The following is a 15,334-nucleotide window of genomic DNA, read 5'->3' as shown; positions in this document are numbered from 1 at the left end:
CATGAATACGAGCCAGAACCTGACCGAACGCCGGAACGGCGCCATCCATGCGGCCGCCGCCGAAGCCGCGCGCCGGCCCGCGATCACGCCGGCCGTCGATATCGTCGAAGACGCGCGGCGCGTCACGCTGCGCGCCGACCTGCCCGGCGTGCCGCGCGAGAACCTCGACGTGAAGGTGCACGACAACACGCTGACGATCGAAGCCGACACGCGCATCGACACGCCGGCCGACCTGCGCGTGCGCCATGCCGAAATCCGCGCGCCGCGCTTCGTGCGCACGTTCGTGCTGAGCCCCGATCTCGACACGTCGAAAATCGATGCGAACCTGCGCGACGGGGTGCTCACATTGACGATTCCGCGCCGCGAGGAAACACGCGCGCGCCGCATCGACGTGACGGCCGGCAACGCGTAAGCGCCGGCGCGTGTTCATCGCGTCCCGCGCATGACAAAGCCCCGTCAGGCATCACACCTGGCGGGGCTTTTTGCAACGTGCGGCGTGCAGCGTGCTACGCCCGCCGTCGCGTTCAATCGAAATCGAACAGGTCGAACATCGACTTCTTGCGACGCTGGCCGTCGTGCCGGTAACGGTCGTCGTGCGGGCGACCATCGCGCCCCCAGCCATCGTCGCGCCCGCGCGGCGCGTGCGCGTCGTGCCGCACCGGCGGCTCGTCGCGGCGTGCCGGCACCTCGCCGGTTTCGCGTGCGATCAGCTTGTCGAGTTCGCCACGATCGAGCCACACGCCGCGGCACGTCGGACAGTAGTCGATCTCGATCGACTGGCGCTCGGCCATCAGCAGGTCGGGCGTCTTGCAGACCGGACATTTCATCGCGCTTCTCCTTTCGTTGAGAATTTCGAATCGAGGGCGGGCCCTCGCCCGCCCGCTTGCTCAGTGAGCTTCGCCGCGCGCCGCGCGCTTTGCCTTCGCACGACGCGCCAGCATGTTCATGCCCTCGACGAACGCCGAGAACGCCATCGCCGCGTAGATATAGCCCTTCGGCACGTGCGAACCGAAACCTTCCGCGATCAGCGTCATGCCGATCACGACGAGGAACGACAGCGCGAGCATCACGATGGTCGGGTTGCGATCGATGAAGCGTGCGAGCGGCTGGGCGGCGAACAGCATCACGCTCACCGCGACGATCACCGCGACGAACATGATCGGGACGTGCTCGGTCATGCCGATCGCGGTCACGATGCTGTCGATCGAGAACACGATGTCGAGCATCACGATCTGGCCGATCGCGGCCCAGACCGTCAGGCCGGCCGCGCCGCCGGACGCACCCGAGCCGTCTCCGTCATGCGACACGTGATGATGCATCTCGGTGGTCGCCTTCCACACGAGGAACAGGCCGCCCGACAGCAGGATCATGTCGCGCCACGAGAACGCGTGATCGAACAGCGTGAACACCGGTTCGGTGAGGCTGGCGATCCACGCGACGCTGCCGAGCAGCGCGAGGCGCATCACGAGCGCGAGCGCGATGCCCAGGCGCTGCGTGCGGGCGCGCTGCGCTTCCGGCAGCTTGTTGCTGAGGATCGAGATGAAGATCAGGTTGTCGATGCCGAGCACGACTTCCATCACGACGAGCGTCAGGAGCGCGGCCCAGACGGCGGGGTCGGCGGCAAGCGTCAGCAGGTAGTCCATGAAAAGGGCCGATTCGAATGTGGGAAAGCTCGATGATAGGCCTGCCACGACTTCGGAAAAATCAGCGAGAATCTGATCTTTGGTTCGGTTTTTCCGAAATCTCGATTCGATGCTGAATTTTCGCCATCTGTACTATTTCTGGGTCGTCGTGAAGGAAGGCGGCTTCGCGCGCGCCGCCGAGCGGCTCGACATGGCCGTGCAGACGATCAGCGCGCAGGTGCGCGAGCTGGAGAAGTCGCTCGGCCACCAGTTGCTGCGCCCGGCCGGGCGCGGTGTCACGATGACCGATGCGGGCCAAGCCGCGTATGCGCGCGCAGAGGTTATTTTCGAGATGGGCCGGCTGATCCCCGACGAAGTGCGCGCGGCGGCCAGCCAGCCGACCGTGCGGCTCGCGGTCGGCCTCGCGGACGGGATCTCGAAGCTGGCCGCGCATGCGATCCTCGCGCCGGTGCTCGACACGCCCACGCTTCGGCTGCTGTGTCACGAGGGCGAGCACGACGCGCTGCTCGCGGAACTGGCGCTGCATCACCTCGATCTCGTGCTGGCCGGCCAGGGCGCGCCTTCGGGGTCGAATCTGCGCGTGACGAGCGAGCGGCTCGTCGCGTCGCCGGTCGACTGGTACGGCCCTGCGGCGCTCGTCACGCCCGCCGCGCGGCAGCGCTTCCCGCACTGCCTCGCCGAGCTGCCGGTATTGCTGCCGACCGCCCATTCCGCGCTGCGCGCGCGCCTCGACCTTTGGCTGGAGCGGGAACGGATCGTGCCCCGGGTGGCCGGGGAATTCGAGGACAGCGCGCTGATGGCCGTGTTCGCGGCGCGCGGCCTCGGCATGTTTCCGCTCAGCGAACTCGGCGCGAACGACGCGTCGCTGTTGCGCGGGCTGCGCCGGCTCGGCCGTGCGGGCGACGTGACCGAGGAAATCCACGCGATCCGCTCGCGGCGCGGCGAACACCATCCGCTCGTGTCGCAATTGCTCGCCGTCGCGCGGCCGGCGCCGGCCGGCTGAAGCAAGCGCGACATCAAACGAAACTATAATGACGCCCCGGCCATACGAGATTGCCAAGCGCCGTGCACCGGCACAGCCGTTGCGCGGGATCATGTGGGCGGCGCCCACCGCCCCGCACGGCATTTCGCCGAGCCTTTTGAAAGACGCCATGCACAACCGATTTCGCCTGTTTTCCGTTTCGTGCGCGCTCGCGGCCGCGACCGTGCTGGCGGCGTGCTCGTCGCCGCCCAAGCCGATCTACCAGCAGGAGCAGTTCGACGCGACGAGCAGCCCGTATGCGCACACGTTCCACTCGAAATCCGACGCGGCCTGCGAGGCCGCGCGTCGCGCGCTGCTGAGCCAGGGCTATGTCGTGTCGTCGTCGCGCAACGATGCGGTCGACGGCAGCAAGAATTTCCAGCCGAACAACGACATGCACGTCGTGATCGAGTTTCACGTCGTGTGCGCGGACGCGAACGCGGACGGCACGTCGAGCATCGCGTACGTGAACGCGGTGCAGGACCGCTACACGCTGAAGAAGTCGAATACGTCGGCAAGCGTCGGGCTCAGCGTGTTCGGTTCGCTGTCGCTGCCGATCGGCTCGAGCGACGACGCGCTCGTGAAGACCGCGAGCGAGACGATTCCCGCCGGCGTGTTCTACGAGCGCTTCTTCAATCTCGTCGAGCATTTCCTGAAGATCGATCCCGCCCGCCGCGATCGCGCCACCGTGAAAGCGGCCGAGAAGGAACCCGTCGCGCCGCTGCCCGAACCCGCGCCCACGCCGCAAGGCGAGCCGATCAAGATGACGACGCCTGCCGTGCCGACACCGCCGGCCGCGCCGGTGCCGCTGTCGGTGCCGAGCGTCGCGCCGACGCCGGGTACGTCCGTCGTGCCGGCCGCGCCCGCGGGGGCATCGGCCGTGGTCGCGCCGGGCGCGATGCGCGGGATCGTGCCGGGGGCCGGTGGGGCAGCGGTGCCGGCTTCGGCCCCGCTGCCGGCTTCGGCACCTGCTTCTGCTGCTCCGACACCCGCTTCGGCTTCGATGCCGGCCGCATCGACGCCTGTGGCTGCCACGGTGGCGGCGGCAACGCCGGTATCGGCCACGCCCGCGCCCGCGGCATCCGCAACCGCGTCGTCGAGCGCCGCTGCGACGGCCGCAGACAAAGCGCCCGCGTCGCCGCCGGCCGCTCCCCTCGCCACGTCCGCGCCGTCCGGCGCCAGCGCACCTGCCGCAAACTAACTGTACAGGCGCCGTTACGGCTTCTTCTGCAACGTCGTCCGGCTGCGCCGCGTGACGTGCGTCTGCGTCTGCGTCTGCGTCTGCACGTTACCGCAGCGTCGCGTTCAACGTCTGCAGTTGCTCGACCGTCGCCGTCACGCCGCCGCACACGATCACCGCGATGTCCAACGCCGACGCAAGCACCGGCACCGACTGTTCGAGCGCGGCCAGCGCCGCGCCGCACGCCGGCTCGACGACGATCCGGTGCTCGTCCACGAACCGCAACGACGCCGCCACCGCCTGCGCATCCGACACGACGACCGGATGAATCGCATGCCGCGTCGTCCATTCGACCGCAGCGTCGCACGGCCGCTTCGCGCCGAGCGTCGTCGCGATGCTCGTGATCGCCGGCAATTCGACCGCGCGCCCCTGCGCGACCGAGCGCGCATAGCTGTCGGCGCCCGCCGTCTCGACCGCGACCACCGGCACGTCGTGCCAGCCGTTACGCGCGAGCCCCGCGAGCACCCCGCACAGCAGCCCGCCGCCGCCGACCGCAAGCACGACCGCGTCGGGCTTCGGGCCGGTCACCGCCATCTCGTCGATCATCGTCGCGTGCCCTTGCCACAGCACGGGGTCGTCGAACGGATGCACGAACGCGTCCTGCGCGCCGACGGCCGACAGCGCGAACGCATTCGCCTCCGTCCAGCTCGCGCCGTGCACGACCACCTCCGCGCCTTCGACACGAATCAGATCGCGCGCGCGGGCCGACGCGGTTTCCGGCACGACGACGAGCACCGGCACGCCGAGTTCACGACCGCAATACGCCACCGCGATGCCCGCATTGCCGCCCGACGACGACACGAACCGGCGCGCGCCGGCCGCATGCCGCGCTTCGCAAACCGCGCCGATGCCGCGTAACTTGAACGAACCGGACGGCTGCAGCGCGTCGAGCTTCAGCCGGATGTTCGTGCCGAGGCGGCGCGACGCGATTTGCGAACGGATATAGGGGGTCGGGATATGAAGCGGCATGGTGCGGGACACAGTGGGAACGAAGGAAACGCACGCAGCCTGTGAACAGGCCCGGCAACGGCGCCCATCGTACGGCAGGCCAGCCATACTTTCCAATACCATCGGATGACCCTTGCTATGCTTGACCAGCATATCCCCCTCATCGAAACCGGAGCCTACCGCGCATGCGCCAGATCGAACTGCGTCACCTGCGTTACTTCGTGGCGGTCGCGCAAGCCGGCAGCGTGATGGCCGGCGCCCGCGCGGCCGGCATCGTCCAGCCTGCGCTGTCGCGGCAGATCCGCGAGCTCGAGGACGCGATCGGTACGCCGCTGCTGATCCGCCGCACGACGGGCGTCACGCTCACGGCGGCCGGCGCGAGTTTCCTGCAGGATGCGACGGGCCTGCTCGCGACGTTGCAGGACAGCCGCGAACGCGCGTTGCGCAGCGCGGCCGGCCAGCTCGGCGAACTGCGGCTTGGCGCGCTGCCGAACTGCCTGCCGCTGCCGGTCGTCGCGAACGTGCTCAAGGCGTTTCGCGACGCGTGTCCTGACGTGAAGCTGTCGATCGCGCCGATGCTGTCGGCCGAGCAGGCGGCGGCGCTGATGCGCGGCCAGCTCGACGGCGGCATCATGGCGTGGCGCCGCGACGAGGCACCGCAACTGTCGGGCGTGCGGCTGCTGAGCGACCGATTCGTGCTGGCGATGCCCGCGCCGCCCGGCGGGCGCTTTCACGCGCCGCGCACGCTCGCCGACGTCGCGCACGAACCGTTCGTGTGGTTCGACGCGGTGCGCTCCGCTGCGCACCATCGCTTCCTGATGGCGCAGTGCGAACGCGCGGGCTTCACGCCGCGCATCGCGCAGGTCGGCAGCGACATCCCGACGCTGATCGGGCTCGTCGCGGCCGGCATGGGTTGTGCCTTCGTGCCGGAAAGCGCGTCGCCGACGTGCCCGCGCACGGTCCGGCTCGTCGCGCTCGACGAACTCGCGAGCCGCTTCGACATCGAGTTCGTGTTCGACGGCGCGGCGGCGCCCGCTTCCCCCGTCGTCGCGCGGTTTCTCGACGCCGTGCGCGACGCGGCCGGCCACCACGCCGATTGACCGAACGAACGCCGGCGGGCTCAACCCGCGCGCGGGCGACGGATTCTGCAGCATGGCCGGCCGCGGATCCGGCCGGCTTCGCGGTCGCGCCGCGTGACGACCGCCGGCTTCGCTGTCATCGCACGTAAACATCGCCTCCAACGCACGAAAATTCTTTCAGATTCATGACGATCTGCACGGCCGCATCGCTATTTTTAAATTGACACCAAAAACGGCCGTTTAACGTCATTTCGAATCGTTATGCCGCGAAATATACTGCGCCCGCATCCAACCCTCGTGCCAAAGAGAGGATGCCTTCCCGCCCCGGTCACGGTCCCCCTGTGACCGGGGCTTTTTTTGCCACGAGCCGCGTCGGTACAGGATCGGCGGGAAGCATGACGCGCTTGCCCCACCACGGGCCGGCTGTCCTGCCCCGACGCCCCGGCAGCGCCAGGCCACCGGCCGTGCGCGCCCGCCGCCACAAGCCCGCATTATTGACACGAAATCAAGATAATTTCGCCCGGATACGGCTTTTTCCGCAAAAGTCATGCAGGCACACTTCACCCTGTCCACAACGGCCGATGCCGTTGCCCAACGCTTACAGGAGCGCATCGCGTGAACCCCACGACTTCTTCTCCTTCCCGCCCGGGCGGCAGCGCCGCGCTGCCGCTGCTGGCGCTCGCCGCCGGTGCGTTCGGCATCGGCACGACCGAGTTCTCGCCAATGGGCCTGCTGCCCGTGATCGCCGACGGCGTACACGTGTCGATTCCGCAGGCCGGCATGCTGATCAGCGCGTATGCGATCGGCGTGATGGTCGGCGCGCCGCTGATGACGCTACTGCTCGCGCGCTGGTCGCGGCGTTCGGCGCTGATCGCGCTGATGTCGATCTTCACGATCGGCAACCTGCTGTCGGCCATCGCGCCGGACTACACGACGCTGCTGCTCGCACGACTCGTCACGAGTCTCAACCACGGCGCGTTCTTCGGGCTCGGCTCGGTGGTCGCGGCCGGCCTCGTGCCGCGTGAACGGCAGGCCAGCGCCGTCGCGACGATGTTCATGGGCCTCACGATCGCGAACGTCGGCGGCGTGCCGGCCGCAACCTGGCTCGGCCAGATGATCGGCTGGCGCATGTCGTTCGCGGCCACCGCCGCGCTCGGCCTGATCGCGATCGCCGGCCTGTTCGCCGCGCTGCCGAAGGGCGACGCCGGCAAGATGCCGAACCTGCGTGCCGAACTGTCGGTGCTCACGCGCCCCGTCGTGCTCGGCGCGCTCGCGACCACGGTGCTCGGCGCCGGCGCGATGTTCACGCTCTACACGTACGTCGCCCCGACGCTCGAACACCTGACCGGCGCGACGCCCGGTTTCGTGACCGCGATGCTCGTGCTGATCGGCGTCGGCTTCTCGATCGGCAACATCGCCGGCGGCCGCCTCGCCGACCGCTCGCTCGACGGCACGCTGATCGGCTTCCTGGTGCTGCTGATCGTGACGATGGCCGGGTTCCCGTTGCTCGCCCGCACGCATGTCGGCGCGGCGGCCACGCTGCTGGTGTGGGGTGTCGCGACGTTCGCGGTGGTCCCGCCGCTGCAGATGCGCGTGATGCGTGCCGCACACGAAGCGCCGGGCCTCGCATCGGCCGTCAACATCGGCGCGTTCAACCTCGGCAACGCAGTCGGCGCGGCGGCCGGCGGCGCGGCGATCTCGGCCGGCTTCGGCTACGCGGCCGTGCCGCTCGTCGGCGGGCTGATTGCCGCGGCAGGTCTCGCGCTGGTCGCACTGCAGAGGATGCAACGCCGCCGCGCGCCGGTCGCCGCGAACTCGTAAGCGCACCGCGACCCGCATGGTGCCGATACGCGGCACCATAAATGAACAACGCCCGCGCCGGGATGCCGACGCGGGCGTTGTCGCTGACGGGCCGCGCATCGCGGCCGCCGTGTCGACGAATCAGCGCGTGGCGGCGAACCCGCCGAAGAACGCACGTGCGTTCGCATCGAGGCTCTCGAGGTGATAACCGCCCTCCTGCACGATCACCGTCGGCAAGCCGAGCGCACCGATCGCGCCGCCGAGCCGGCCGAACCCGTCGGTCGTGACGGCCACCTGCGATTGCGGGTCGTCCTTGTAGATGTCGAAGCCGAGCGCGAGCACGAGCGCATCCGGCTGGAACCGCGAGAGCGCGTGCAGCGCGTCGTCGAGCCGCTCGAAGAAGGTCGACTCGTGCGCACCGTGCGGCATCGGCAGGTTCAGGTTGTAGCCGTCGCCGGCCCCCGCGCCCGTCTCTTCCTCGTAACCGGCGACGACCGGATAGAAATTGGTCGGGTCGCCGTGGATCGACACGTACAGCACGTCGTCGCGGCCGTAGAAGATCTCCTGCACGCCCTGCCCGTGATGCATGTCGGTGTCGAGGATCGCGACGCGCCGATGGCGGCCGAGCAGCGCCTGCGCGGCGATCGCCGCGTTGTTCAGGTAGCAGAAGCCGCCGGCCGCGTCGCGGCGCGCGTGATGGCCGGGCGGGCGGCACAGCGCGTACGCGTCGCGCGCGCCGTCGTTGACGTCCGCCGCGGCCGCGAGCGCGCTCTGTGCCGACCAGTACGCCGCGCGCCACGTGTTCGCGCCGACTGGGCAACTGCCGTCGGCGAGATAGCGCGCGGCTTTCGCGAGCACGCCGCGCAGCGGGTTCGGATCGCGTACGAACACGTTCGACATCACTTCGTCGCCCCAGTCGTCGGGCATCCGTTTCCAGTCGCGGTGCGCTTCCTCCAGAAAGCGCAGGTAGTTCATGTCGTGCACGGCCGCGATCGGCGCGGTGCCGCGGTCGGCCGGCTCGCGCACGTCGAAGTCGAGCGAACGCACTGCGGCGACCAGCCGCGCCGCGCGCTCGGGTATTTCCTGCGGCTCGCGCATCCTGCCGCGCGACAGGTAGGTGCGCGGATGGTGCAGCAGCTGTTCGGGGTGGAAATAGGTTTTCATCGGTAGTCCTCGTCGATTCGTCGCGTCATGCATCGTGCGCGGCCGCCGCTGCGGCAACGGACGTCTCAACGCCCGCCCGCGCGAGCACCGCGTTGAGCAGCACGTTCGTGCCGCGCGTCACGTCGTCGGGCAGCGCATCCTCGGCCTCGTTGTGCGACAGCCCGTCGACGCACGGGATGAACACCATCGCGGTCGGCACGCGGCGCGCGAGCAGGATCGCATCGTGACCGGCGCCGCTGACGATCCGTTCGTTCGTATAGCCGAATGCATCCGCCGCCTGCGCGACCAGGTCGACACAGCCGCGGTCGAACGGCGTCGCGGGGCTGCGCCAGCCGGTATCGATCGCGACCTGCACGCCGCGCGCGGCGGCCACGCGCGCGCATGCGTCGCGCAGCGCGTGCTCCATCGCATCGACTTGCGCATCGTCGTGATGGCGCAGGTCGACGGTGAACGTCACGTCGCCGGCGATCGTGTTGCGCGACGCGTTGCGGATGCCGACCTGGCCGATCGTCGCGAGCCCGCGCGGCGCGTGGCCGGCGACGATGCGCTCCAGTTCGAGCGCCATCTGCGCGCTCGCGAAATACGCGTCCTTGCGATACGGCATCGGCGTCGTGCCCGCATGCGCGGCCACGCCCGTCACGCGCACGTCGAGCCAACGGATCGCCTGCCCGCCCGTGACGATGCCGATCGTCGTGCCGTTCGCCTCGAGCACGGGCCCCTGTTCGATATGCGCTTCGAAATACGCGTCGACCGCGCCGCCCGGCGCGCGCGTGCCGCGACAGCCGCACGCGTCCAGCGCGGCGCCGAGCGTGATGCCGTCGGCGTCCTGCTTCGCGAGCGCGTCGTCGAGCGGCAGCGCGCCCGTGAACACGGCCGAGCCGAGCATCGCCGGCGCGAAACGCGCGCCCTCCTCGTTGGTCCACGACACGATCTCGAGCGGCTTGCCGGTCACGATGCCCGCATCGTTCAGCGTGCGCACGACTTCGAGCCCGGCGAGCACGCCGTACACGCCGTCGAAGCGCCCGCCTTCGGGCTGCGTGTCGAGATGGCTGCCGATCAGCACCGGCGCGGCCTGCGCATCGGCGCCGTCGCGCCGCGCGAACAGGTTGCCGACCGCGTCGACGCTCACCGTCATCCCCGCGTCGCGGCACCACTGCGCGAACAGGTCGCGCCCGCGCCGGTCGTCGTCGGTCAGCGCGAGGCGCCGCACGCCGCCGCGCGGCGTCGCGCCGATGCGCGCCATGTCGGCCAGGCTCCGCCACAGGCGAGCGCCGTCGATTTCCAACAGGTCTTTCATTTGCACTCCGATGAATTCGTTCGTCGAGGGTCAGTGCGAGCCGAGCGCTTCGGCCGCGGCCGGCCGGCCCGCGCGTCGCGCGTCGAGGGCGACGATGCAAAGCAGCGAGATGCCGGCGAGACACGTGTAGAACACCGCGAGCGGCCACCACTGGCCCGCGAAGCGATGCGCGAGCCAGGTGCCGACGAGCGGCGTCAGGCCGCCCGCGATCGCGCCGCACACCTGGTACGCGAGCGAGATCGCCGAATAGCGCACGTGCGCGGGAAACACGCCGCTCACGAAGCCGGCGATCACCGAATAGAAACCGGCCATGCACACGACCGCGAGCGCGATGCCGGCGACGAGCGACGCGGACGTGCCGCCCTGCACGAGCATGAACATCGGGTACGGCGACAGCATCGCGAGCAACGCGGCGATCTTCAGGAAACGCGCGCCGCCGATACGCTCGGCAATCCACGCGGCGAGCGGCTGCGCGATGAACTGGATGATCGCGACCGCGAACAGGCTGTCGAGGATCAGCGAGCGCGACACGCCGACGTACTGCGTGGTGTACGCGATCATGAACGTGTTGGTGAAATAGACGCCCGCGATCCCGATGGTGTTCGCGCCGATGCAGAGCAGCACGAGCCCCGACGCGGAGCGCAACACTTCGGCCACAGGCAGCTTCACGGTGCGGTTCGCTTCCTTCACCCGCGCGAATTCCGGCGACTCGTTCACGCCGAGCCGGATCAGGATGCCGACGACGAGCAGCGCCGAGCTCGCGAGAAACGGCAGGCGCCAGCCCCATGCGAGGAAATCGGCCTTGTCCATCGACGTGACCGCGCGAAACGCGATCAGCGACAGGATCAGCCCGGCCGGGCTGCCGAGCTGCGCGAACGATGCGAAGAACGTGCGGCGGCCCTGCGGCGCGTGTTCGCCCGCCATCAGCACCGCGCCGCCCCATTCGCCGCCGACGGCGATCCCCTGCACGACGCGCAGCACGATCAGCAGCACCGGCGCGAGCATGCCGACCTGCGAATAGTCGGGCAGCAGCCCGACGCACACGGTCGCGACGCCCATCATCATCAGCGTCGTCATCAGCGCCTTCTTGCGGCCGATGCGGTCGCCGAGGTGGCCGAACACGATGCCGCCGAGGGGGCGCGCGAAGAAGCCCACCGCGAACGTCGCGAACGACGCCATCGTGCTCACGAAGCGGTCATGCGACGGGAAATAAAGTTCGCCGAACACGAGCGCGGCGGCGGTCGCGTAGATGTAGAAGTCGTACCACTCGATCATCGTGCCGATGAACGCGGCCGTCGCGGCACGCGCCGGCTGGCGGGCGGAAGGAAGGGACTGGGTCATGCGGGCTCCTGTCGCGCGCCGCGGCACGCGCAATATCGTGATGGCCGGCCGTCTGTCGCGGCGTCGCGCCGCACGGTGCGGCGCGCCTCCTTTATCGGCGACCGCAAATCATTAGTCAAATTTCAAGTTATTATTCCACGTATAAATTCTGCTAATGACCAGCCCGCTGCTTCGCCCGGAGACCCGATGCGCGCCGACCTCGTCCCCTTCCTCAACGACCGCCTCGACTGGAACCTGCTGCGCACCTACCTGGTGATCATGCAGGAGCGCAGCGTGAGCCGCGCGGCCGCGCGCCTGCACGTGACGCAGCCGGCCGTGAGCCAGGCGCTGCGGCGGCTCGAGGACACGCTCGCGCGAAAGCTGATCGAGCGGCGCGGCGCGCACTTCGCACCGACGCCGGCGGGCGAAGCCGTATACCGGATCGCGAGCGACATCTATGGCGGCGTGTCGCGGCTCGAAACGGAGCTCGACGACAGCACGGCCGATCTCACCGGTTCGATCCGGCTGCTGACGGTGAGCCGCATCGAGTCGCCCGTCTACGACGAATTCCTCGCCGAGTTCCATCGCGCGTATCCGCGCATCGATCTGCAGATCGAAGTGATGCGCTCGTCGGACATCCTGTCGTCGCTGCTGCAGAAGACAGCCACCGCCGGGCTCGGCCTGTGCCGCACGCCGCACGACAAGCTGGAGATGCGCTGCTTCCTGCGCCAGCGCTACGCGATCTACTGCGGGCGCCATCACCGGCTGTTCGGGCAGACGCAATTGCGGATGGACGACCTGCTCGCGGAAAACTTCGTGTCGTTCACGAGCGACCAGATCGGCGACAGCCTGTCGCCGCTCACCGTGTTCCGCGACCAGAAGGGTTTTACCGGGCGGATCGTCGCATCGTCGCCGAGCCTCGACGAAGTGCGGCGGCTGATCTTCGCCGGCTACGGGATCGGCTGCCTGCCCGAGCACATCGTGCGCGACGACATCGCGCAGCAACGGCTGTGGCGGCTGCCGCCCGACGACGGCCTCGTCGACGTCGACGTGTTCCTGCTGTGGCATCGCGACCGCAAGATGAACGCGGCCGAGCACGCGTTCCTCGACGCGATGGAGCGCTGCATGCAGCGTCATTCGCTTACCGAACGGCTGGGGATGTAGTTGCGCGATTATGCGCGTCCGCGAAAGGAAGGTCGTGTTCGCCGTCGCGTGCTTCGGCTACTGCCGCGCGACGAACGCCGCGTGCTTGAAGGGAACGACGCCGGCCACGGTGGTCCGCCATGCCGGCATCGCGAACAACGAAGGTGTGTGCAGTGCGGCTGCCGGTGGCGCCGGATGCGGCGCGGCGGGCCGCTCGGGCCGGCGCAAGGCAGGCCCGACGGGCGACGCGACGCGATGCGCGATGCGTCAGTGGTGAACCTCGCCGCGCTCGAGCGGCAGGATCAGCCGCTCGGGGATGCTGCGTCGCGACGCACGTGCGCCGACGTAGTACAGCACGGCCGGCACGACGAGGCCGAGGATCCACGAGATGTCGGTGCCGCCGAGCGCGTCGACGAGTGCGCCCGTGTAGATGTGCGTCGACATGAACGGCACCTGCACCAGGATGCCGACCACGTAGATCGTGATCGCCATCACGTTCCAGCGGCCGTAGCGGCCATCCGGATCGGACAGCGCCGGCACGTCGTAGCGCGAGCGCGTGAAGCAGTAGTAGTCGACCAGGTTGATCGCGCTCCACGGCGTGAAGAACGCGAGCAGGAACAGGATGAACGCGGTGAATTCCTTCAGGAACGAATGACGGCCGGCGAGCGCGATCAGCGTCGACACGCAGATCATCCCGAAGATGTAGACGAGACGGCTCTTCGACGACACCGCATGCTTGCCGCGAAAGCCGCTGACGATCGTCGCCATCGACATGAAGCTGCCGTAGGCGTTGAGCGCGGTCACCGTCACCTTGCCGAACGCGATGCTGAAGTACAGCAGTGCGGCAACCGCGCCCGTCGAGCCGAGCCCGACGATGTACGACACCTCGTGGTGTGCGAACTGGCTGCCGGCCAGTGCGGCCGCGAACACGCCGAACACCATCGCGGCCTGCGCGCCGATCACCGCGCCGAGGCCGACCGCGAGGAACGTCGCGACCGACGACGTCGAGCGCGGCAGATAACGCGAATAGTCGGCGACGTACGGGCCGAACGCGATCTGCCACGACGCGGACAGCGACATCGACAGCAGGAAGCTCGCGAGCGAGAAGTGCTTGTTCGCGAGCAGCGCGCCGACGTCATGGTTCGCGAACAGCTGCGCGAACATGTACACGAACGCGACGATGCCGACCACGCTCGCGATCCGGCCGACGAAGTGGATCGCGCGATAGCCGAACACCGTCAGCACGACGATCACGGCCGCGAACAGCAGGATGCCGGCCGCGTCGTCGACGTGCAGCAGTTGCGCGACGGCCTGCCCGGCGAGCACCGAGCCGCTGGCGGAAAAGCCGATGTACATCAGGCACACGAGCACGATCGGGATCATCGCGCCATAGACGCCGAATTGCACGCGGCTCGAGATCATCTGCGGCAGCCCGAGCTGCGGCCCCTGCGCGCCGTGCAGCGCCATCACCGCGCCGCCGACGATCTGACCGAGCAGCAGCGCGACCAGCGACCAGAACACGTCGCCGCCGAGCACGACCGCGAGCGCCCCCGTGACGATGGCCGTGATCTGCATGTTCGCCGACAGCCACAGCGTGAACTGGCTCAGCAGGCCGCCGTGGCGTTCGGCGTCGGGAATGAAATCGATCGAGCGTACCTCGATCAGACCGCCGGCTTTTCCACTGGGATTCGTTGACACGGGAAAATCTCCAAGATACTGAGGATCGCGAATGGTTCGGACGAGACGGGAAACGGCAAACCTGCCGGGGCGCCCTTTCGGCTCGCCGGGTGCGGCGCGCCGTGGGTCGCCGACGTGCGCCGGCATTGCCAGCGGATATTCTTGTATATACAACTTGCGTGATATCGGTGATTACCCGGGTGTTCGACGATTTATGAAACGTGTCGGAAAACGGCACGCGTCCGACCTGCGGCGTCGCCGGTCGCGCGTAGGAAAAATGAAAGCTCAGGTGCCGGCGGGCGACGCCTGCTCGGGCTCGGCGACCATGTCGTCGGCGGGAAGGAGCGTCAGCAAGCGGCGCACGGCCTCGACGTCGCGTGCGTGCAGCCATTCGTCGTGATCGCCGCGGCGCAGGATCACGACGCCCCGCTTCTCGTCGCCGGGCCGATGCATGCGCGCGAACACGGGGTGATCGTCGGCATTGACCGTGAGCATCGTCATGCCGATTCGCTCGCGGCCGTCGGCGGTGACGAAGCTGCGCCAGATGCCGGCGACGCAGCACGGTTGCCAGCCGGCGACGCCGATCCGGTGCCACACGTTGCGGCCCGTCTCGTAGCACGGTTCGAAGATCCAGCGCACCGGAATCAGGCAACGCTGGCCGTTGCGCCAGGCGGTGCTGTAGAGCCGCGACGAGCCGACCGTTTCCGCGCGCGCGTTCACCGTATCGAGCTTCTTTCGCTTGCGGCCGTTCTCGTCGAGACGCGCGGGCTGCATGAACTTCGGCCAGAAGCCGAACACCGCGCTCACGACCGCGAGGCCGTCGCCGTCTGCACGCGCGATGGGGGCCGCGTAATCGGGATACACGTCGGGTTCCCAAGGGTCGCGGCGAAACAGGTCGCCGATGCCCAGCTTCAGCTCGCTGATGCCCGGGTCTTCATCGGGGGCGCGGTAGTGAGTGCACACGGTTCGGCAGACGATGGACGCGATGTCTTCATCGTAGGT

The 15,334-nt window shown here is 68.8% G+C and carries 14 protein-coding genes; 6 read left to right on the top strand and 8 right to left on the bottom strand.

Going from position 1 to position 15,334, the window contains the following annotated elements; translation table 11 throughout:
* The first annotated feature begins 1 nt into the window (after position 1).
* Positions 2–412 (top strand): Hsp20/alpha crystallin family protein, encoded by a 411-nt coding sequence (locus SB786_RS32390; protein WP_410731025.1) that lies wholly within the window; start codon positions 2–4, stop codon positions 410–412.
* Between the two features lie 112 nt (positions 413–524).
* Here SB786_RS32390 and SB786_RS32385 read toward each other — a convergent pair whose 3' ends face one another.
* Together SB786_RS32385 and SB786_RS32380 are read right to left on the bottom strand one after the other, a co-directional pair.
* The gene (locus tag SB786_RS32385) at positions 525–827 is read right to left on the bottom strand and encodes a zf-TFIIB domain-containing protein (protein WP_175655951.1); all 303 of its coding nucleotides are present in this window, start codon (positions 825–827) and stop codon (positions 525–527) included.
* Positions 828–887: 60 nt separating this feature from the next.
* On the bottom strand, positions 888–1,643 hold the full coding sequence (locus SB786_RS32380) for a TerC family protein (RefSeq protein WP_006761077.1): 756 nt from the start codon (positions 1,641–1,643) through the stop codon (positions 888–890).
* 109 nt (positions 1,644–1,752) lie between these two features.
* On the opposite strand from SB786_RS32380, the gene SB786_RS32375 reads away from it, so the two are divergent.
* Complete coding sequence (locus SB786_RS32375) at positions 1,753–2,646, top strand: LysR family transcriptional regulator (RefSeq protein WP_410731024.1); 894 nt, start codon at positions 1,753–1,755, stop codon at positions 2,644–2,646.
* Between the two features lie 148 nt (positions 2,647–2,794).
* Positions 2,795–3,865, top strand: a complete 1,071-nt coding sequence (locus SB786_RS32370) for a DUF2242 domain-containing protein (RefSeq protein ID WP_410731023.1) — start codon at positions 2,795–2,797, stop codon at positions 3,863–3,865.
* An 87-nt stretch (positions 3,866–3,952) separates the two neighbouring features.
* On the opposite strand, the gene SB786_RS32365 is transcribed toward SB786_RS32370, so the two are convergent.
* Positions 3,953–4,873 carry a pyridoxal-phosphate dependent enzyme gene (locus tag SB786_RS32365; RefSeq protein ID WP_410731022.1) on the bottom strand — a complete coding sequence of 307 codons (921 nt, stop codon included), beginning with the start codon at positions 4,871–4,873 and terminating at the stop codon, positions 3,953–3,955.
* Between the two features lie 164 nt (positions 4,874–5,037).
* On the opposite strand from SB786_RS32365, the gene SB786_RS32360 reads away from it, so the two are divergent.
* Both SB786_RS32360 and SB786_RS32355 read left to right on the top strand, forming a co-directional pair.
* Positions 5,038–5,952 carry a LysR family transcriptional regulator gene (locus tag SB786_RS32360; RefSeq protein ID WP_410731021.1) on the top strand — a complete coding sequence of 305 codons (915 nt, stop codon included), beginning with the start codon at positions 5,038–5,040 and terminating at the stop codon, positions 5,950–5,952.
* A gap of 594 nt (positions 5,953–6,546) precedes the next feature.
* Positions 6,547–7,752, top strand: a complete 1,206-nt coding sequence (locus SB786_RS32355) for an MFS transporter (protein WP_410731020.1) — start codon at positions 6,547–6,549, stop codon at positions 7,750–7,752.
* Positions 7,753–7,872: 120 nt separating this feature from the next.
* Here the strand turns inward: SB786_RS32355 and SB786_RS32350 are convergent, their stop codons facing one another.
* From SB786_RS32350 to SB786_RS32340, 3 genes are read right to left on the bottom strand one after another with little or no spacing between them, the layout of a single operon-like run.
* Positions 7,873–8,895 (bottom strand): histone deacetylase family protein, encoded by a 1,023-nt coding sequence (locus SB786_RS32350; protein WP_410731019.1) that lies wholly within the window; start codon positions 8,893–8,895, stop codon positions 7,873–7,875.
* 25 nt (positions 8,896–8,920) lie between these two features.
* Complete coding sequence (locus SB786_RS32345) at positions 8,921–10,192, bottom strand: Zn-dependent hydrolase (protein ID WP_410731018.1); 1,272 nt, start codon at positions 10,190–10,192, stop codon at positions 8,921–8,923.
* Between the two features lie 30 nt (positions 10,193–10,222).
* Positions 10,223–11,533, bottom strand: coding sequence for an MFS transporter (locus tag SB786_RS32340; protein WP_410731017.1), 1,311 nt, complete (start codon positions 11,531–11,533; stop codon positions 10,223–10,225).
* 186 nt (positions 11,534–11,719) lie between these two features.
* Between SB786_RS32340 and SB786_RS32335 the strand changes: the two genes are divergently transcribed.
* Positions 11,720–12,676 carry a LysR family transcriptional regulator gene (locus tag SB786_RS32335; RefSeq protein WP_410731016.1) on the top strand — a complete coding sequence of 319 codons (957 nt, stop codon included), beginning with the start codon at positions 11,720–11,722 and terminating at the stop codon, positions 12,674–12,676.
* A gap of 246 nt (positions 12,677–12,922) precedes the next feature.
* Here the strand turns inward: SB786_RS32335 and SB786_RS32330 are convergent, their stop codons facing one another.
* Complete coding sequence (locus SB786_RS32330) at positions 12,923–14,353, bottom strand: purine-cytosine permease family protein (protein WP_410731015.1); 1,431 nt, start codon at positions 14,351–14,353, stop codon at positions 12,923–12,925.
* A 264-nt stretch (positions 14,354–14,617) separates the two neighbouring features.
* Positions 14,618–15,295 (bottom strand): SOS response-associated peptidase family protein, encoded by a 678-nt coding sequence (locus tag SB786_RS32325; protein WP_410731014.1) that lies wholly within the window; start codon positions 15,293–15,295, stop codon positions 14,618–14,620.
* Between the last annotated feature and the right edge of the window lie 39 nt (positions 15,296–15,334).

This window comes from Burkholderia sp. SIMBA_062, from assembly GCF_046534765.1.
Lineage (GTDB): Bacteria > Pseudomonadota > Gammaproteobacteria > Burkholderiales > Burkholderiaceae > Burkholderia > Burkholderia ambifaria.
This window is presented reverse-complemented; position numbering and strand designations above follow the sequence as displayed.